Source organism: Pseudomonas sp. PS01303, from assembly GCF_029959385.1.
Taxonomy (GTDB): Bacteria; Pseudomonadota; Gammaproteobacteria; order Pseudomonadales; family Pseudomonadaceae; genus Aquipseudomonas; species Aquipseudomonas rustica.
In genome coordinates this window covers 1-19,128 of record NZ_JASCPK010000049.1, presented here as the reverse complement: position 1 = coordinate 19,128, position 19,128 = coordinate 1, and the positions used below count along the sequence as shown (strand labels likewise).

The 19,128-nt window shown below is 60.5% G+C and carries 15 protein-coding genes; 3 read left to right on the top strand and 12 right to left on the bottom strand.

Annotated elements, in window-relative coordinates:
• Positions 1–288 precede the first annotated feature (288 nt).
• On the top strand, positions 289–1,299 hold the full coding sequence (locus QMX93_RS15380; protein ID WP_282356812.1) for an extracellular solute-binding protein: 1,011 nt from the start codon (positions 289–291) through the stop codon (positions 1,297–1,299).
• Complete coding sequence (locus QMX93_RS15375; protein WP_282356810.1) at positions 1,299–2,864, top strand: iron ABC transporter permease; 1,566 nt, start codon at positions 1,299–1,301, stop codon at positions 2,862–2,864. The genes QMX93_RS15380 and QMX93_RS15375 overlap by 1 nt, the downstream gene beginning before the upstream one ends.
• Positions 2,865–2,935: 71 nt before the next feature.
• On the opposite strand, the gene QMX93_RS15370 is transcribed toward QMX93_RS15375, so the two are convergent.
• From QMX93_RS15370 to QMX93_RS15315, 12 genes are all read right to left on the bottom strand, one after another.
• Complete coding sequence (locus tag QMX93_RS15370) at positions 2,936–4,870, bottom strand: methyl-accepting chemotaxis protein (protein ID WP_282356808.1); 1,935 nt, start codon at positions 4,868–4,870, stop codon at positions 2,936–2,938.
• 139 nt (positions 4,871–5,009) lie between these two features.
• A complete protein-coding gene (locus QMX93_RS15365) occupies positions 5,010–6,299 on the bottom strand; it encodes an adenylosuccinate synthase (RefSeq protein ID WP_027921980.1) in 1,290 nt (429 codons plus the stop codon).
• 54 nt (positions 6,300–6,353) lie between these two features.
• Positions 6,354–7,541, bottom strand: coding sequence for an ATP phosphoribosyltransferase regulatory subunit (locus tag QMX93_RS15360; protein WP_007915833.1), 1,188 nt, complete (start codon positions 7,539–7,541; stop codon positions 6,354–6,356).
• 313 nt (positions 7,542–7,854) lie between these two features.
• Positions 7,855–8,724, bottom strand: a complete 870-nt coding sequence (gene hflC / locus QMX93_RS15355; RefSeq protein WP_053116774.1) for a protease modulator HflC — start codon at positions 8,722–8,724, stop codon at positions 7,855–7,857.
• Positions 8,724–9,896 (bottom strand): FtsH protease activity modulator HflK, encoded by a 1,173-nt coding sequence (gene hflK, locus QMX93_RS15350; protein ID WP_053116773.1) that lies wholly within the window; start codon positions 9,894–9,896, stop codon positions 8,724–8,726. The genes hflC and hflK overlap by 1 nt, the downstream gene beginning before the upstream one ends.
• A 96-nt stretch (positions 9,897–9,992) precedes the next feature.
• Positions 9,993–11,294, bottom strand: coding sequence for a ribosome rescue GTPase HflX (gene hflX / locus QMX93_RS15345; protein WP_053116772.1), 1,302 nt, complete (start codon positions 11,292–11,294; stop codon positions 9,993–9,995).
• A 12-nt stretch (positions 11,295–11,306) separates the two neighbouring features.
• Complete coding sequence (gene hfq / locus QMX93_RS15340) at positions 11,307–11,567, bottom strand: RNA chaperone Hfq (protein WP_007902656.1); 261 nt, start codon at positions 11,565–11,567, stop codon at positions 11,307–11,309.
• A 95-nt stretch (positions 11,568–11,662) separates the two neighbouring features.
• Entirely contained in the window at positions 11,663–12,634 is a 972-nt protein-coding gene (gene miaA / locus QMX93_RS15335; protein ID WP_053116771.1) for a tRNA (adenosine(37)-N6)-dimethylallyltransferase MiaA, read from the bottom strand.
• On the bottom strand, positions 12,634–14,535 hold the full coding sequence (mutL, locus tag QMX93_RS15330; protein ID WP_212544974.1) for a DNA mismatch repair endonuclease MutL: 1,902 nt from the start codon (positions 14,533–14,535) through the stop codon (positions 12,634–12,636). The genes miaA and mutL overlap by 1 nt, the downstream gene beginning before the upstream one ends.
• An 8-nt stretch (positions 14,536–14,543) precedes the next feature.
• Positions 14,544–15,977 (bottom strand): N-acetylmuramoyl-L-alanine amidase, encoded by a 1,434-nt coding sequence (locus tag QMX93_RS15325; RefSeq protein ID WP_218586048.1) that lies wholly within the window; start codon positions 15,975–15,977, stop codon positions 14,544–14,546.
• A 3-nt stretch (positions 15,978–15,980) separates the two neighbouring features.
• Positions 15,981–16,451: a tRNA (adenosine(37)-N6)-threonylcarbamoyltransferase complex ATPase subunit type 1 TsaE gene (tsaE, locus tag QMX93_RS15320; protein ID WP_053116768.1), complete on the bottom strand. Its 471-nt coding sequence runs from the start codon at positions 16,449–16,451 to the stop codon at positions 15,981–15,983.
• Complete coding sequence (locus QMX93_RS15315; protein ID WP_282356802.1) at positions 16,439–17,938, bottom strand: NAD(P)H-hydrate dehydratase; 1,500 nt, start codon at positions 17,936–17,938, stop codon at positions 16,439–16,441. Before QMX93_RS15315 ends, tsaE begins: the two co-directional genes overlap by 13 nt.
• Before the next feature lie 63 nt (positions 17,939–18,001).
• On the opposite strand from QMX93_RS15315, the gene queG reads away from it, so the two are divergent.
• A complete protein-coding gene (gene queG / locus QMX93_RS15310; RefSeq protein WP_159815244.1) occupies positions 18,002–19,066 on the top strand; it encodes a tRNA epoxyqueuosine(34) reductase QueG in 1,065 nt (354 codons plus the stop codon).
• The last annotated feature ends 62 nt before the right edge of the window (positions 19,067–19,128 follow it).

Here is a 19,128-nt window from a genome sequence, read left to right as displayed (position 1 = left end):
AAATTCAAGGTTACGGCCTTGGATTTCACAAAAACCCGCGAAAGCGGGTTTTTGCGTTTCTGGATTTCCGAAATCTTGATATCTCCATGTAGGAGCTGCCGAAGGCTGCGATCTTTTGATCTTGTTTTTCCAAAGAGCAAGATCAAAAGATCGCAGCCTTCGGCAGCTCCTACGGTTCAACGCAGACGTCGTATCAGAGCTGGCGGCCTCTCGCAAGGCGCACTTGAGAAACAATATCGTTTATCATTGTTGCAAGTTTTTGCAATGCGACAGTGAGGAACCCTGCGAATGACGTTTCGAAATACCCTGCGCCGAGGCCTGACCTTCACCCTTCTCGGCCTGGCGCTCGCCACTCCCCTCACCCAGGCTGCCGATGCGGTTTCCCTGACTCTTTATAACGGCCAGCACAAGGAAGTCGGGGACGCGATCGCCAAAGCCTTCGAAGCCAAGACCGGCATTCACGTCAATGTCCGCAAAGGCAGCAGCAATCAGCTCGCCAGCCAGGTCATCGAAGAAGGCGACCGCTCCCCCGCCGACGTGATCTACACCGAAGAATCGCCGCCGCTGAACAATCTCGGCGAACTCGGCCTGCTGGCGAAAACCGATGACGCCACTTTGGCTGTGCTTCCGGAAAAATATGTAGCCGGCAACGGCACCTGGATCGGCGTGACGGCGCGCGTTCGCGTGGTTGCCTACAACCCGAAACTGGTCGATGAAAAAGACCTGCCGAAATCGGTGATGGAATTCTCCGATCCGAAGTGGCAAGGCAAAGTCGGTTTCGTGCCGACCAGCGGCGCGTTCCAGGAACAAGCCGTAGCGATTATCAAGCTGCACGGTCGTGACGCCGCCGAAGAATGGCTGACTGGCCTGCGCGCATTCGGTAAAACCTACAGCAACAACATGGTTGCCCTGAAAGCGGTGGAAAACGGCGAAGTCGCCACCGTACTGGTGAACAACTACTACTGGTTCGCCCTGCAGCGCGAGAAAGGCCAACTCGACTCGAAACTGCATTACTTCACCGGCGGCGATGTCGGTGGCTTGATCACCGTGTCCAGTGCTGCCGTGCTGAAATCCAGCAAGCATCCTAAAGAAGCCCAGCAATTCCTCGCCTACATGGCCAGCGAAGAAGGTCAGCGCGTGATCACTCAGACCACTGCCGAATACCCGCTGCACAAAGGCATGGAATCGGATCGCGGGCTCAAGCCGTTCAGCGAGCTGGAAGCGCCGAACGTAACGCCGGCCGATCTGGGCAATGCCGAAGAAGCGCTGGAACTGGAACGTGAAGTTGGCTTGAACTGATGGCCGCATCGTTATCCGCCCCCGCCGCGCGCGGGGGTTACGTACCAAAGCGCAAGCGGCCGTCGATCTGGCTGGTGCTGCCAGTGTTGCTGCTGGTGGTGCTCAGCCTTTTGCCGCTCGCCTACGTCGGACTGAAAGCCTGGCAGGCCGGTTGGGCCGAGGCGCTGCACTTGCTGTGGCGCCCGTACGTGTTCGGCCTGCTGCGCAATACGCTGGCATTGATGGTTGGCGTAACCCTCACCTGCGGCGTGATTGGTCTGTCGCTGGCTTGGCTGCTGGAGCGCAGCAATTTGCCGGGGCGGCGCCTGTGGGGCGTGATTCTGTGCCTGCCGTTCGCGGTGCCGGCGTTTGTCAGCAGCTTCACCTGGGTCTCCTTGAGTGCGCAGTTCGAAGGGCTCGGCGGGGCGATTCTGGTGATGAGCCTGTCGAAGTATCCGCTGATCTTTCTGCCGGTAGCGGCGACCCTGCGCAATCTCGATCCCTCCCTTGAAGAATCCGCGCGCACCCTCGGGCAGAATCGCTGGGGGGTGTTTTTCCGCGTCACCCTGCCGCTGCTCTGGCCTTCGCTGTTGGCCGGTTCGCTGCTGATTGCCTTGCACATGCTGGTGGAGTTCGGCGCGCTGTCGATCATCGGCCTGCAAACCTTCACCACGGCGATCTATCAACAGTTCGAGCTGGAATTCAGTAACGCCAACGCGGCGATGCTTTCCGCGGTGTTGTTGGCGTTGTGCCTGGTGTTGTTGTGGCTGGAGCTGCGCGTGCGTGGCAAAGGCCGGCATGTGCGCACCGGGCAAGGCGCGGCGCGTCAGGCTGAGCAAGTTCGATTGGGTCGCTGGGCTCCGCTGGGTCAGTTGTATTGTCTGGCGTTGGCGATTGTCGGCAGCGGGATTCCGCTGGGCATGCTGGCGTACTGGCTGGCGGTCGGCTCATCGGCAGCCTTTCCGGCAGCGGCGATTAGCGAGGCACTGCTGTCGTCGCTGGCGTTGTCGCTGGGCGGCGCGGCGTTGTGCCTGGTGCTGGCAGTGCCGGTGGGTTTGCTGGTGGTGCGATACAAAGGCCAATTGGCGATTTGGGCTGAGCGTCTGCCGTACCTGTTGCACGCGCTGCCGGGCCTGGTGATTGCGCTGACGCTGGTGTATTTCGCCCTGCATTACGTGCCGGCGCTGTACCAGACTTCGGGGTTGTTGCTGATTGCTTATGCGCTGCTGTTTCTGCCGCTGGCTCAGGCGCCGATTCGTACTGCACTGAACAAGGCTGCGCCGCAGCTTGAAGAGGCTGCACGGACGCTGGGTGCTTCATCGTTCACGGCGTTTTGCCGGGTGACGTTGCCGATTATTTTCCCGGCATTGGGCGCGGCGTTTGCGCTGGTGTTTCTCGATGCGATGAAGGAATTGACGGCGACGCTGCTGCTGAGTCCGACCGGGCTTAACACGCTGGCGACTGAGGTCTGGGCGCATACCGCGAATGTCGAGTTTGCGGCGGCGGCGCCTTATGCGGCGTTGTTGATTTTGGTGTCCGGGTTGCCGGTGTATCTATTGACGACGCGGATGTATTTGAGCCGCTAAAAGATCGCAGCCTGCGGCAGCTCCTACAGGAGATTAATGTAGGAGCTGCCGCAGGCTGCGATCTTTTGATCCTAAGCCCTGAACTGTCCCAGACTGGCTTTCAGCTGCGCCGCCAAACCATCCAGCACCTTGCCACTCGCCGTGGTTTCCACTACCGCCTGCGCCGCTTTCTCGGCCTGCGCATGAATCGTCTCAACCCGCCCACGCACCGCCTGCGCACCCTGCGCCTGATGCGCCGCTGCCTGCGTCGCCAGACCAATCGCCGCATGCACCTGCTCAACCGAGGCCTGCACCGATTGCTGCAACCGCGCACTGTCGCGCAACACCAGCAAGCCTTCGTTAGCCTGACGCCCGGCCTGACCAATCGCCTCGACCGCCTCACGCGCACCCTGCTGCAAAGCAACAATGTGCGCCTGAATATCGCCGGTAGAGCTTTGTGTCTTGCTCGCCAACGCACGCACCTCATCCGCCACTACCGCGAACCCACGCCCGGTTTCACCCGCGCGCGCCGCTTCAATTGCCGCGTTCAGTGCCAGCAAATTGGTCTGCTCGGCGATCCCGTGGATCACCGTCAGCACCACTTCAATCTGTTCACTCTGCTGCGCCAGTCGCTGAATGACTTTCGCCCCGGTGTCGACCTGCCCGGCCAACGCCTCAATCAAGCCGCCGACCTTGGCCGACGTGCGCGTGTTTTCGTCGGTAGCCTGACGAATATCCACCACCTGCTTCAACGCCGCCTGCATCGCATGGCTTTCCGACTGCGCCTCGTCGGCCATTTGCGACAGTGCGCGCAGACTCTCCGCCACTTCATCACGCTGCATCCCGGCCGCTGCATCAGCTCCGGCATTGCGTAGAGTCATCGCGCCGATTTCCACGCCGGTACGCTGGGCGACATCGCCCGCCTCGCGCACGATCGGCTGCAACTTATCGACAAAGCGATTGACCGCCGAGGCCATGTCGCCGATTTCGTCTTTGCTGTTGATCTGTACACGCTTGGTCAGATCGCCCTCGCCCGCTGCCAGATCATCCATCGCGGCATTGAGCATCTTCAGGCGATTGACCACGCGATGGCCCAACACCACGGCCAGCAACAGCAGCACGCCGCAGCCGACCAGCGCCAGGCCCAGACCGATTCTCCAGCGCAGCGTCGCCGCGGCTTCTTGCACGGTGCTGGCGGTATTGGCTTTCATTTCAGCAGCGGTGGATTGCGCCGATTGCAGACGCGCCTGCATGGCTTTTGCGCTATCGGCGGCGGCACCTTGAAGGCTGTCGCCGACCAGTTGATCACTGCTGGCGATCAGCGCCGAGAAACGTTTGTCCAGCGCTGCCAGATCAGTTTCCACCGACGCCGTGGAAACACCCATCAGCACCTTGCCGATTTCCACGCCGTTGGGATTGATCGAGGCTTCGAGGTAGTAAGCCGACGGATCGTTTTTCGCCGCATCCAGCACCTTATCCAGCGCACGCTCGCCTTGGCCTTTTTCCAGCAAGGCTTTGTTGATCGGGTTTTCGCGGTTGAGATAACGGGTCAGGTGCTGGCCGGTGGCATCGTCGTACACCACAAACAGCACATTGGGATTGCGCTGGGCACGACGAGCGAACTCGGAGAGGGTCGGTACGTCGCTGTCCCACATCGCGCGCGGCGCAACGGAGGCGAGCAGTTGCGCCATGTCATTGGCCGATTCCTTGAGGTCTTTTTCCAGAGTCGCACGCAGCTGTGCCTGCTCTTCCTTCAGACGCGTGGACAAACCGGCGGTCAAGCGCTGGCGGGTGCTGCTCGAAAGATTGTCCAGGCTCGACGTGACTTCACGCCCGGCCTGCTCCAGTTCGCCGGAGAGTTTCTGGCTGTCGGCACCGAGGCGCACGGCCAGATCGGCTTCCAGCGCCGTGACGGTGCTCCGTGTCAGGGCGACGGCCACCAGCACTTGCACCAAAAGGGCGATACCAAGGGTAACGAATACCGGGCGCAACAAACGGCTTTGTAACAGTGAGAGAACGGCCGACACTGTGAATACCTCTACTTCTGACGCCATTAATTTGATGGCACTCTTGTAGGAAGTTTCACAGCAAAGGTCATGCCGTCCGACAGGCATAAACGACAAAGGCCCCGATTAAGGGGCCTTTGTTTTTTACATCAACGACTTATCAAGCAAACGGATGACGCAGAACGATGGTTTCATTGCGATCCGGGCCCGTCGAAATAATGTCGATCGGTGCGCCGATCAACTCTTCAACGCGCTTGATGTAGGCACGAGCGTTAGCCGGCAGCTCTTCCAGGGTTTTTGCACCCACGGTCGATTCAGTCCAGCCCGGCACTTCTTCGTACACAGGCTGCAGGCCTACGTAGCTGTCAGCGTCGGTCGGAGCAACGGCGTTGCCTTGCGCGTCTTTGTAGCCGACGCAGATGTTGATGGTTTCCAGGCCGTCGAGTACGTCCAGCTTGGTCAGGCAGATGCCCGAGATGCTGTTCACATCGATAGCGCGACGCAGGATAACGGCGTCGAACCAGCCGCAACGACGGGCACGGCCGGTGGTAGCGCCGAACTCGTGACCTTGCTTGGCCAGGTGCGCGCCGACTTCGTCGAACAGCTCAGTCGGGAACGGGCCCGAACCGACGCGAGTGGTGTAAGCCTTGGTGATGCCCAGGATGTAGTCCAGGAACATCGGGCCAACGCCCGAACCAGTTGCCACGCCACCGGCGGTGGTGTTGGAGCTGGTCACGTACGGGTAGGTACCGTGGTCGATGTCGAGCAACGAACCCTGGGCGCCTTCGAACATGATGTCTTTGCCGGCGCGACGCAGGTCGTGCAGCTCGGCAGTCACGTCGAGCATCAGCGGCTTGAGCAGCTCAGCGTATTCCTTGCACTCGGCCAGAGTCTTTTCGAACTCGATCGCCGGCTCTTTGTAGTAACCGACCAGCATGAAGTTGTGGTAATCCACCAGTTCACGCAGCTTGTCTTCGAAGCGCGGCATGTTCAGCAGGTCGCCGACACGCAGGCCACGACGAGCAACCTTGTCTTCGTACGCCGGGCCGATGCCGCGACCGGTAGTACCGATCTTCAGCTCGCCACGGGCCTTTTCACGAGCCTGATCCAGCGCTACGTGGAAGGACAGGATCAGCGGGCAGGACGGGCTGATACGCAGACGCTCGCGCACCGGTACGCCTTTCTCTTCCAGCTTGGTGATCTCGCGCAGCAGGGCGTCAGGTGCAACCACCACGCCGTTGCCGATCAGGCACTGCACGCCTTCGCGCAGCACGCCCGACGGGATCAGGTGCAAAACGGTTTTTTCGCCGTCGATCACCAGGGTGTGACCAGCGTTGTGGCCACCTTGGTAGCGCACTACGGCGGCAGCATGTTCGGTCAGCAGATCAACGATCTTGCCTTTGCCCTCATCACCCCATTGGGTGCCCAGGACTACGACATTCTTACCCATAACACTTGTCCTCATTCGCGCAAACTTGGTGCCGGCGATGGCCGGCAGGAAAACTCAAGAAGCCAGTGGCGAAACTTGCCAAAGCCCGTTCTGCTGAATCAATTGCCGGTCGCAGTCCGCATCACGGGCGGCGGCCAAAGGTTGTCCAGGCAACGCCTGAACGACACGCTGACCCTCACTGCGCAACTGGCAAACCTGCTGCCAGAGTGCCGCATCCGTACTGTCAGGCATCCAGATACCGCCAGACGGTAGCTCGATCTCAGCACGCCCCAGGGTCACCAGGGTTTTCAAGTCGGTGGAAAAGCCTGTCGCCGGACGGGCGCGACCAAAGTCGGCGCCGATGTCATCGTAGCGACCGCCCTGAGCGATGGACTGGCCAACGCCCGGCACAAACACCGCGAACACCACACCGGTGTGGTAGTGGTAGCCACGCAGCTCGCCCAGATCGAAGTACAGCGGCAGCTCCGGGAAGCGCGCCGACAGACGCTCGGCGATCGCCAGCAAATCTTCCAGTGCTGCCAGAACCGGCGCCGGCGCATTCGCCAGACGCTCGCGGGCAGCGCTCAACACTTCACGGCCGCCGCACAGATCAACCAGCGCACGCAGCATGCCGGACAGATCGGCCGGCAGACCTTCGGTCAAGGTAATGACCTCGTCGATGGCCTTGCGTTGCAGGGCATCGAACAACTGCTGCTCGACTTCACCAGACAGACCGGCGGCACGCGCCAGACCACGGTAAATGCCGACATGGCCTAGATCCATGTGCACATCCGGCACGTCGGCCAGTTGCAGCATGGCCAACATCAGGCTGATCACTTCAACGTCGCTGCTCGGGCTGGCGTCGCCGTACAACTCGGCGCCCAACTGGATCGGGCTGCGCGAGGACGACAATGCACGCGGTTGCGCATGCAGCACGCTGCCGGCGTAGCACAGACGGCTCGGGCCTTCGCGACGCAGGGTGTGCGCATCGATGCGCGCCACTTGCGGCGTGATGTCCGCCCGAAAACCCATCTGCCGGCCCGATTGCGGGTCGATGACCTTGAAGGTACGCAGATCCAGGTCCTGGCCCGCGCCGGTCAGCAGGGATTCCAGGTACTCGATATGGGGAGTCACGACAAACTCGTAACCCCAGCTCTGGAACAGATCCAACACCTGACGACGCGCGACTTCAATGCGCGCCGCCTCCGGTGGCAGTACTTCTTCGATGCCATCTGGCAGCAGCCAGCGGTCTACCGTTGCCATTACGCCATTCCCCTTTGATCCGGGCGGCCAGCACGAGGGCGAGCCTTGAGTGAAGCAGAAAATGACCAGTCCGTTCAAAACGCACGCGCATGAACGACGCAGCGAAAGGCCTGTCAGCGGCTTCGCCCATCACTTTCCTCGAAAAACGGTCGGGCCATTCAACCCGATGCCTGCAACAAAAAACAGCAATCAAACGTGCAGACGCAAAAAAGCCGGGAATTTCCCGGCTGCCGCATCATACACACGTTTTCCGAAAGGATCACCCCGCCCGAGGTTTTAGCCGCCGGGCGGAATGATTCAGGTCAACGTCGTATCAAGGCTTGGACTTTTCCAGGTAACGGAAGAAGTCGCTGCTTGGGTCGAGGACCAGTACGTCGGATTTGTTCGCGAAGCTTTCACGGTAGGCGCGCAGGCTACGGTAGAAACCGTAGAACTCCTGATCCTGACCGTAGGCCTTGGAGTAGATCGCAGCGGCCTGGGCATCACCGTCACCGCGAACCTCTTCGGATTCACGATAGGCTTCAGCCAGCAGCACGCGGCGTTGACGATCGGCGTCGGCACGGATGCCTTCTGCCAGCTCGTTACCCTTGGCGCGGTGCTCGCGAGCTTCACGCTCACGCTCGGTGCTCATACGTTCGAACACGCTGCGGTTTACTTCTTTCGGCAGATCGATGGTTTTGACCCGGACATCGATAACTTCGATACCCAGCTCCTTTTCCGCCATCGAGTTCAGCGATGCAGTGATGTCAGCCATCAGTGCATCACGCTCACCCGACACCACTTCGTGCAGGGTGCGCTTACCGAACTGGTCACGCAGACCGGATTCGAGACGGCGGGACAGACGCTCGTCGGCGATTTGCTTGAGGCCGGAAGTTGCGGTGTAGAAGCGCTCGGCATCTTTCACGCGCCACTTGGCGTAGGCATCAACCATCACGGCTTTCTTTTCCAGGGTCAGGAAGCGCTGTGTCGGTGCATCCAGCGTCATCAGACGTGCGTCGAATTTACGCACCTGGTTAACGTAAGGCACTTTCACATGCAGGCCCGGCTGAACATCAGCCTGAACCACGCGACCGAATTGCAGCAGCACCGCCCGCTCGGTCTGAGCGACGATGTAGAAGCAGTTCCAGCCCACCAGTAGCACAACGACGCCAACGATCAGGGCGATCAGCGATTTATTGCTCATCAGCGGGTCTCCCTTGTGCGCGTCTGCGGCAGGTCAGTGACGTGCGGCGCGGCATCCGTGTTGTTGCTGGCAGCGGCCGAACCGGTGACCGGCGCATTGCTGCCCGAGCTGTTCTGAATCATTTTGTCCAACGGCAGGTACAACAGGTTGCTCTGGCCGTTTTTGTTACCGGTCACGAGTACCTTGCTGGTGTTGCTGAAGACTTCCTGCATGGTGTCCAGGTACAGACGCTCGCGGGTGACTTCAGGTGCCTTGCGATACTCGGCGACCAGTTTGGTGAAGCGATCCGCCTCACCCTTGGCACGCGAGACCGTTTCGTCACGATAACCGTTGGCATCTTCGATGATGCGCTGGGCCTGACCACGGGCTTCCGGCACGACGCCGTTGGCGTAGGTTTCAGCCTGGTTGCGCGAACGCTGCTCGTCTTCACGGGCGCGGATCACGTCATCGAAGGCTTCCTGCACTTCACGCGGGGCTGCCGCGTTCTGTACGTTGACCTGAGTCACAGTGATACCGGTGCGGTAAGTATCGAGGAAGCGTTGCAGACGCTCCTTGATTTCGCTGGCCATCAATTCACGACCTTCGGTCAGCACCTGATCCATGGCGGTCGAACCCACCACGTGGCGCAGGGCGCTGTCGGTCGCATGTTGCAGGCTGATTTCCGGCTGATCGACGTTCAGCACGAAGTCCTGCAGGTTGCTGATCTTGTACTGCACGGTCAGCGGCACTTCGACGATGTTCTCGTCTTCGGTGAGCATCTGGCCCTGCTTGGTGTACGCACGCTCACGCGTTACGTTTTCCATGTACTTCTTGTCGATCGGCGGCAGGTAGATGTTCAGGCCCGGGCCGACAGTCTCGTAGTACTTGCCGAAGCGCAGCACCACGGCCTGCTCCTGCTCGTCGACCACATAGACCGCGCTGTACAGCCAGATAGCCGCCAGCACGACGAGGACGATGCCGATCAGACCGCCGAAGCCGCCACGGCTTTTGCCGGAACCCCCGCCGTCATCACCGCGTTTTTTACCACCACCGAACAACCCGTTCAGGCTTTCCTGCAGCTTTCGGAAGGCCTCGTCGAGATCTGGTGGCCCCTTGCGGTCGCCGTTATTGCGGCGTTTGCCACCCCAAGGATCCTGATTATTCGAGTTGCCACCCGGCTCATTCCAAGCCATAGCGCTCTCCATCTGATAAAGCAAAGACGCACCCACGGCGCGCCGACCAATGCTACAGAATGCCTGCCGTCACGGCACAACCGCTTCTTCAGGCTTTTATTGCAAAGTGTGTTGCTCGATGAATTCCATCGGCTGCAATCCTTCGCGGCTTACCAGTCGATTCAGCTCGACCCGGGGCAAACGAACGGCCAGCAAACTGATGCCTTCTTCGTCGTGTTCTTCTTTCTGTACCGCACCGAGCTCGAAAAACTGCGCACGCAGTCGGGCGAATCGTTGCGGCAAGCGCAGGGTACCGACAAACAAATCACTGCCGAGCAATTCGGCGATGGCTTGTTCAAGCAATTCCAGACCACTGCCATCACGCGCCGAAAGCCAGACCCGCTGGGGCTTGCCGTTTTCGTCGCGCTGGATTTGTGGCTCAACGCCTTCAAGCAAATCGAGTTTGTTATAGACCTCGAGGATCGGCAAGTCCTGGGCACCAATCTCGCCCAGCACCACCATCACCTGCTCGATCTGCAACATGCGATCCGGTTCTGCTGCATCGATCACGTGCAACAGCAGATCGGAGTTGCTCGACTCTTCGAGGGTAGACCGAAATGCTTCAACCAGCTTGTGCGGCAAGTGACGAATGAAGCCCACCGTGTCCGCCAGAACGATCGGCCCCAGGTCGTCAATGTCGAGACGGCGCAGGGTCGGATCCAGCGTGGCGAACAATTGGTCGGCCGCGTAGACGTCGGATTTCGTCACGTTGTTGAAGAGTGTGGATTTGCCGGCGTTGGTATATCCCACCAGAGAAACGGTCGGGATATCCGCACGGGAACGGCCGCGACGCGATTGCTCGCGCTGGCTGCGCACCTTCTCGAGCCGGCCCTTGATCTGGCGCAGGCGAACCCGCAGCAAACGGCGGTCGGTTTCGAGTTGGGTTTCACCCGGGCCACGCATGCCGATACCGCCACCTTGACGCTCAAGGTGAGTCCAGCCACGAACCAGGCGGGTGCTCATGTGGTCAAGCTGGGCCAGTTCGACCTGGAGCTTGCCTTCATGGGTACGGGCGCGCTGGGCGAAAATATCGAGAATCAGGCCGGTACGGTCGATCACGCGACACTCGAAAACACGTTCGAGGTTACGTTCCTGACTGGGCGTGAGGATGTGATTGAAGATCACCAGATCGGCTTCTTCAGCTTTGACCAGGTCGCGCAGTTCCTCGACCTTGCCGCTGCCAATCAGGTATTTGGCGGTTGGCCGATGACGCGGCACGTTAAAAAACGCAACGGTCTCGGCGCCGGCCGAATTAGCCAATTCCTGAAACTCCTGCGGATCTTCGCGCGCCTCAGGGTCCTGTCCATCCAAGTGAACGAGGATTACTCGCTCACCACCACCGTGGCGCTCAAAGAACAAAGGAGACTCCTATCAGGCGTTACCTGGCTCAGCGTCACCTGCTTCGGATTCGGTTGCGCTAGGCAGACGAATTGGACGAACCGGCACTACTGTCGAGATAGCGTGTTTGTAAACCATCTGGCTCACGGTGTTTTTCAGCAGGATCACGAACTGGTCGAACGACTCGATCGTGCCTTGCAGTTTGATACCGTTGACCAGGTAGATGGAAACCCCAACTTTCTCTTTACGTAAAGTATTCAAGTAAGGGTCTTGTAGCGAATGCCCTTTTGACATGTGCCGCACTCCTTTAAGGATTCAATAATAAAAAATAGGTAATTCAGATGGCTTTAGCCGCCACACCCCCAAGGATAGACGGCAATTGCAAGGACTCAGCTCAATATGGAGATGGTCCCAAGGTATTTCAAGGCGCGTGGCAGATTGTCGCAATCAAGACTGTCCAGCCAGTGTAGATCTTCCCAGCTGCGCAGCCAGGTGAACTGGCGTTTGGCTAATTGGCGCGTGGCGATGATGCCGCGCTCCTGCATGTCGGCCAACGTCAGCTTGCCATCCAGGTAATCCCAGACTTGGCGGTAGCCTACCGCACGTATAGACGGCAACCCTGAATGCAGGTCACTTCTTTTACGCAGGGCTACGACCTCGTCGATGAATCCCTGTTCCAACATAATTGTGAATCTTTGTTTAATGCGCTCGTGCAGTACCTGGCGGTTTGCCGGGGCAATGGCCAAGTTCGCGACAGTATAGGGCAATTGTTGCAGTCCCGAAGCGGCTGCTTCAGTACTTTGCGCAGATTGTTGTGCGCGCAGGGCAGTCATGCTCTGACCGCTGACTCGATAGACTTCCAGTGCCCGGCTCAAGCGCTGCGGATCGTTCGGATGAATCCGCGCTGCCGACACCGGGTCGATGACCGCCAATTGGTCGTGTAGGGCTTGCCAGCCAAGGCGTGCAGCCTCTTCCTCGATCTGCGCGCGCACCTCGGGATCAGCCGCCGGCATCTCGGCCAACCCTTCCACCAGCGCCTTGTAATAGAGCATGGTGCCGCCGACCAGCAGCGGAATTTTTCCGCGCGCGGTGATTTCCGCCATCGCTTGCAACGCATCGCGACGGAAATCCGCAGCCGAATACGCTTCCGCCGGATCGAGAATGTCGATCAAGCGGTGCGGATGTTCGGCCAGCAGTTCTTTGGAAGGTTTGGCAGTGCCGATGTCCATACCGCGATAGACCAGCGCCGAATCGACACTGATCAACTCGCACGGCAGCACCTTGGTCAGCTCGATGGCCAGATCAGTCTTGCCCGCAGCGGTCGGGCCCATCAGAAAAATCGCTGGAGGGAGCTGGCTCATCAACGACCGCGCAGGAACAGTTTGTCCAGATCGTCCAGGCCCAATTGGGTCCAGGTCGGTCGGCCATGGTTGCATTGACCGCTGCGCTCGGTGTTTTCCATATCACGCAGCAGGCCGTTCATTTCCGGCAGGGCCAGGCGCCGGTTGGCGCGGATCGCGCCGTGGCAGGCCATGGTGCCGAGCAGTTCGTTCAGGTGCGCCTGAATCCGGTCGCTGGTGCCGTACTCCATCAAGTCAGAGAGTACATCGCCGACCAAGCGGTTGGCTTCGGCTTGCTTCAACAAGGCTGGAATTTGGCGGATCGCCAGAGTTTCCGGGCCCAGCCGCTGCAATTCAAAGCCCAGACGTTGAAACCATGCGGCGTGCTCTTCAGCACAATCGGCTTCGCGCTGACTGACTGCCAAGGACTCTGGCACCAGCAATGGCTGACCGCTCAGGCCTTCGCTAGCCATGGCGATCTTTAGGCGCTCGTACATGATCCGCTCATGGGCGGCGTGCATATCGACCAGCACCAGGCCTTGGGCGTTCTCGGACAAAATATAGATGCCCTTAAGCTGCGCCAGCGCGTAACCCAGCGGCGGAATGTCTTCCTGACCGGCCGGCAGCGCATTGGCATTGGCTTCGGGCAGCGGCGCAAAAAACTCGCGATACGCAGCCTGCGCTTCGGCGGCCGGCGGCATGCCCGACTGCGGGCGCGGTGTGTATTGATACTGATAAGCGCCGCCAGCGCTGGCCCCGGACGAGGTGTTAAACGCCGGTTGCGCCTGCGGTTGTTCCAGCAGCGCATTGGCCGCCAGACGCATTTCGCCTTGCGGGCCGAACTCACCGGCATCGAGGCCGGATGGGCGAACGACGGCAGTGGTGACGGAGCCGGCCAGTTGATCTTCCGGCCGCACATCGCCCAACGCGCGGTGCAACGTGCCGTAAAGGAAGTCATGCACCATGCGCCCGTCACGGAAGCGCACTTCGTGTTTGGTAGGGTGCACGTTGACGTCGACTGCCGCCGGATCAACTTCGAAAAACAGCGCAAACGTCGGGTGACGGCCGTTGAACAGCACGTCGCGATAGGCCTGACGCACCGCGTGGGCGACCAGTTTGTCGCGCACGGCCCGGCCATTCACAAAGAAATACTGCAAATCCGCCTGACTGCGGTTGAAGGTCGGCAAACCGACCCAGCCCCACAAGTGCAGGCCGTTGCGCTCGATCTCGATCGGCAGCGCCTGCTCAAGAAAACCCGAACCGCAAATCGCTGCCACTCGCCGTGCGCGGGCCGCATCATCGTGGGCCTCGTGCAGGCTGAGGATGGTTTTGCCGTTGTGGCGCAGATGAAAAGCCACGTCGAAACGCGCCAGCGCCAGACGCTTGATCACTTCTTGCAGGTGATCGAATTCGGTTTTTTCGGTCTTGAGGAATTTGCGCCGCGCCGGGGTGTTGAAGAACAGATCACGAACTTCCACCGAGGTGCCGACCGGGTGGGCCGCCGGTTGAACCCGCGGCGCCATGTCGCGACCTTCGGTTTCAACTTGCCAGGCTTGTTCGGCATCGCGGGTACGCGAGGTCAGGGTCAGGCGCGCCACGGAGCTGATCGACGCCAGTGCCTCACCCCGGAAACCGAGGCTCATCACTTGCTCGAGGTCTTCGAGGTTGCGGATCTTGCTGGTGGCGTGACGGGCCAGCGCCAGCGGCAGGTCATCGGCGGAAATACCGCTGCCGTCATCACGCACCCGCAGCAGCTTGACGCCGCCCTGCTCGACATCGACATCGATGCGTTTGGCGCCGGAGTCGAGACTGTTTTCCAGCAACTCCTTGATCACCGAGGCCGGACGTTCAACCACCTCACCGGCGGCAATCTGGTTCGCCAGCCGTGGGCTGAGCAGTTCGATGCGCGCGGCAGCGTTCAGCACTTCGTTCATTCTTTGGACGCCAGTTCGGTGCCAGGAATGGTCAGGTGCTGGCCGACTTTCAGCTCATCACTTTTCAGATTGTTCGCGCTGCGCAGCGTGGCTGGCGACACCTGATAACGCACGCCGATCATTGCCAGGGTTTCACCCGGGCCGACACGGTGATCACGCGGGCCTTGGGCGATTTTTCCGGAATCACGCAGCCAGGCAATGTAGGTGCCCGGTGGCGGATTCTGCTGGAAGAACTGCCGCACGCCACTGCTGATCGAACGAGCCAGCGCTTGCTGGTGGCTTGAGGCCGAGAGCTTGTTCGCTTCGTTGGCGTTGGAGATAAACCCGGTTTCGACCAGGATCGACGGGATGTCCGGCGACTTCAACACCATAAACCCGGCTTGTTCCACGCGCTGTTTGTGCAACGGCGTGACGCGGCCGATGTTGGTCAGGACTTTCTGGCCGACGTTGAGGCTGGAGGTCAGCGAGGCGGTCATCGACAGGTCGAGCAACACGCCCGCGAGCATGCGGTCTTTATCGTCGAGGCTGACGTTGCCGGCACCACCGATCAAGTCGGAACGGTTTTCGCTGTCGGCCAGCCAACGCGCGGTCTCCGAGGTTGCGCCGCGATCAGACAGGGCAAACACCGAGGCGCCGAAGGCTGCCGCAGAAGGCGCGGCGTCGGCGTGGATCGACACGAACAGATCGGCGCCTTTTTTGCGGGCGATTTCGGTACGGCCACGCAACGGGATGAAGTAGTCGCCCGTACGGGTCAGTTCGGCGCGGAAGCCTTTCATGCCGTTGACCTGACGTTGCAGTTCGCGGGCGATCTGCAGCACCACGTCTTTCTCACGCTGACCGCGCGAGCCGGACGCACCCGGGTCTTCGCCACCGTGGCCGGCGTCGATCACCACAATAATGTCGCGCTTGCCGGCCGGGGCTGGGGGCAACTTGATCGCTGGTTCTGTCGGGGTGACCGGCACTGCCGGTATGGTCGCGACCGAAGGGGTCGGCGCAGGTGTTGGAGCGGGTTCGGCGTCGGCTGCGTTGTCGAACAGGTCGACCACCAGACGGTTGCCATACTGCCCGTTCGGCGCCAGCGAGAAGCTTTTCGGGGTGACGGCTTTTTTCAGGTCGATGACCACGCGCAGGTCGGTCGGCGTGCGTTGTGCCGAGCGCATGGCGGTGATCGGGGTGTTCGCGGTCTGCAATTTCAGCGGCGCACCCAAGGTGGCGCCATTGATGTCGATCACCAGCCGATCCGGAGCGGTCAGGGTGAAGACGCTGTGCTGCACCGGGCCGCTCAGGTCGAAGACCAGTCGCGTGTTATCCGGCGCTCGCCACAAGCGCACGCTGTTGACCTTTGAATCGGCCACAGCGTTGACGGTTACTGCCATCAACAACAGTCCAACGGCAGCCACCAACGCGCGAAAGCGCATACCTAACCCCATCATTTAATTGGATTCCAATGCCAAAGCGGCACACCAGGCCTCGCCACGCGAGCCCTGGGATAAAATTTTCAGCGAACGCCCGCTGTCTTGCGGGCTAATGGTAATGGTCAGGTCAGGCTTTGGCAAAAAGCCTGCACCTTTATCGGGCCACTCGATCAGGCACAGCGCATCGTCTTCGAAGTAATCGCGGATGCCGAGAAACTCCAGCTCTTCCGGATCGACCAGTCGATACAGGTCGAAGTGGAAGGCGCGGACGTCACCGATCTCGTAGGGCTCGACCAACGTGAAGGTCGGACTTTTTACCGAGCCCACGTGGCCCAGGCCACGAATGATGCCCCGCGACAGCGTGGTTTTGCCCATCCCGAGGTTGCCTTCCAGAAAAATCAGGCCGTGGCCCTGGGTCACGCGGGCGATCCGTGCGCCAAAGTCGCTCATGGCCTGTTCATCGGCCAGGTACAGGGTTACTTCAGACACGGTGCTTGCTCCTCCAACAACTGACGAATGGCTGGAATCAGATCACTGGCCGCCAGCCCACGGCCCAATTTGCCTTGTTGCGCCCCGGCGTTGGCGTGCAGCCACACGGCCAGACACGCGGCGTCGAAACTTTGCATACCCTGCGCCAGCAAGGCGCCGGTCAAACCGGCCAGCACATCGCCCAACCCGGCCGTCGCCATCGCCGGGTGGCCCTGATGACACAGCGCCAGACGCCCATCGGGATGTGCGATCAGAGTACCCGCACCTTTGAGAGTTACAGTCGCTGCGTATTTTTTGCTCAATGCCCGCGCGGCGGCCGGTCGGTCAGCCTGCACTTCGGCGGTACTGATGCCGAGCAGCCGCGCCGCTTCGCCGGGATGCGGGGTGATCACGCAATCCTTGGGCAGCAGCACCAAACCGCTCGCCAGCAGGTTCAACGCATCGGCGTCCCACACCTGCGGCAACAGCGCATTAGCAGCCGCCGACAGTAGAGCTCGCCCCCAACTGGCCTGGCCGAGTCCGGGGCCGATCACCAGTGTCGAGACTTTTTCCAGCAAGCCCATCAATTGATTGGCCGACGATGTGCCGAGCGTCATCACCTCCGGCACACGAGTCAGCGCAGCCGGGACATGCTCCGGGCGCGTCGCCAGCGAAACCATACCGGCGCCGCTGCGCAAGGCGCTTTCGGTGCTGAGCAGGATCGCCCCACCAAACCCGTGATCGCCACCGATCAGCAGCACATGGCCGAAACGACCTTTGTGCGAAGTCGGCGTACGCGCCGCCAGTTTCGGAAGATTAGCCGGGTTGAGCCGTTGGGCGATGACCGGAATGTCACGATAGATGTCGGCACTGGCTTGCAGATCATTAAACAGCAACGAGCCGATGTGATCCGCCGCATCGCCGGTGAACAAACCGAGTTTCAGCGCGATAAAGGTCACCGTCAGATCGGCCTGCACGGCGGCGCCGAGCACATGACCGGTGTCAGCGCACAATCCGGAGGGGATATCGACGGACGATACCGGCAAGCCGCTGGCGTTAATGGCTTTGATCGCCGAGAGGTAAGGCTCGCGCACGTCACCGCTCAAACCGGTGCCGAGCAAGGCATCAAGAATGACGCCACGAAGTTCGCTGTGAGCCTGCCAGCCTTGCACCGCGACGCCTTCAGCCAGCGCCTCGGCATGGGCCAGCGCGGCATCGCCCTGCAATCGCTGCGGATCGCCGACTGCCAACACCCGCACCTGCCAGCCGGCTCGCTGTGCCATGGCCGCGACCAGATAACCGTCGCCAGCATTGTTGCCATGCCCGGCCAGCACCGTCAGTTCGGTCGCCGACGGCCATTGCCGAACCAGCGCGCGCCACGTTGCATGCGCCGCGCGCTGCATCAATTCGAAGCCCGGCGTGCCGGCGGCAATCAACCGCGCATCGAGTTCGCGCACCTGTGCGGCGCCATACAGCGCGTCGGGTAATTCATCTTTCGTGTGCGGCATGCGTCTTCGGGCTCCGATGTCTGGCAGAATTATACGCACCTCAGCTCCGGTTTCTCTCGCCTCATGTCCGCCATCACCACAGACCTGCCCGCCCTCGCCCAATCGATCAAGGATTGGGGCCGCGAGCTGGGCTTTCAGCAAGTCGGCATCAGCGGTCTGGATCTCGCCGAGCATGAACAACATCTGCAGCGCTGGCTTGCGGCCGGCTACCACGGCGAAATGGACTACATGGGTGCCCACGGCAGCAAACGCTCGCACCCGGAAGAACTGGTGCCGGGCACGTTGCGCGTGGTTTCGTTGCGCATGGACTACCTGCCGGGCGACACCGAAATGGCCAAACGCCTGGCCCAACCGGAAAAAGCTTACGTCTCGCGTTATGCCTTGGGCCGCGATTACCACAAATTGATCCGTAAACGTGTGCAGCAATTAGCCGACAAGATTCAATCCGAGATCGGCCCGTTCGGTTTTCGCGCCTTTGTCGACAGCGCGCCGGTGCTGGAAAAAGCCATCGCCGAGCAGGCCGGACTGGGCTGGATCGGTAAAAACACCTTGGTGCTGAACCGCAAGGCTGGCAGCTACTTCTTCTTGAGCGAGTTGTTCGTCGACTTGCCGTTGCCGGTCGATGATCCGCACAGCACCGAACATTGCGGCCGCTGCACCGCGTGCCTCGACATCTGCCCGACCAATGCCTTCGTCGGCCCCTATGTGCTGGACGCGCGACGCTGCATTTCGTACCTGACCATCGAACTGAAAAACGCGATCCCTGAAGACCTGCGCCCACTGATCGGCAACCGCGTGTTCGGCTGCGATGACTGCCAGATCGTCTGCCCGTGGAACCGTTTCGCCAAACCCTCTGGGGAGAGCGACTTCAAACCACGGCACAATCTCGACAATGCGGAACTGGCTGAGTTGTTTATGTGGGACGAGGATAAATTCCTCAGCAGCACCGAAGGCTCACCGCTACGCCGCGCCGGGTATGAGCGTTGGTTGCGCAATCTGGCGGTAGGGCTCGGTAACGCGCCGTCGAGCATTCCAGTGCTGGAAGCGTTGAAGGCACGGCGGGATTATCCGTCAGAGCTGGTACAAGAACACGTCGAATGGGCTCTGAAACAACACGGAATCGCATAATCCCCTGTAGGAGCTGCCGCAGGCTGCGATCTTTTGATCTTGAACGTCAAAAGATCGCAGCC

Coding starts and splice junctions, on each gene's coding strand:
- QMX93_RS15380 (WP_282356812.1), top strand. CDS start 289: ATGACGTTTCGAAATACCCTGCGCCGAGGCCTGACCTTCACCCTTCTC.
- QMX93_RS15375 (WP_282356810.1), top strand. CDS start 1,299: ATGGCCGCATCGTTATCCGCCCCCGCCGCGCGCGGGGGTTACGTACCA.
- QMX93_RS15365 (WP_027921980.1), bottom strand. CDS start 6,299: ATGGGTAAGAATGTCGTAGTCCTGGGCACCCAATGGGGTGATGAGGGC.
- QMX93_RS15360 (WP_007915833.1), bottom strand. CDS start 7,541: ATGGCAACGGTAGACCGCTGGCTGCTGCCAGATGGCATCGAAGAAGTA.
- hflC (WP_053116774.1), bottom strand. CDS start 8,724: ATGAGCAATAAATCGCTGATCGCCCTGATCGTTGGCGTCGTTGTGCTA.
- hflK (WP_053116773.1), bottom strand. CDS start 9,896: ATGGCTTGGAATGAGCCGGGTGGCAACTCGAATAATCAGGATCCTTGG.
- hfq (WP_007902656.1), bottom strand. CDS start 11,567: ATGTCAAAAGGGCATTCGCTACAAGACCCTTACTTGAATACTTTACGT.
- miaA (WP_053116771.1), bottom strand. CDS start 12,634: ATGAGCCAGCTCCCTCCAGCGATTTTTCTGATGGGCCCGACCGCTGCG.
- QMX93_RS15325 (WP_218586048.1), bottom strand. CDS start 15,977: ATGGGGTTAGGTATGCGCTTTCGCGCGTTGGTGGCTGCCGTTGGACTG.
- QMX93_RS15315 (WP_282356802.1), bottom strand. CDS start 17,938: ATGCCGCACACGAAAGATGAATTACCCGACGCGCTGTATGGCGCCGCA.
- queG (WP_159815244.1), top strand. CDS start 18,002: ATGTCCGCCATCACCACAGACCTGCCCGCCCTCGCCCAATCGATCAAG.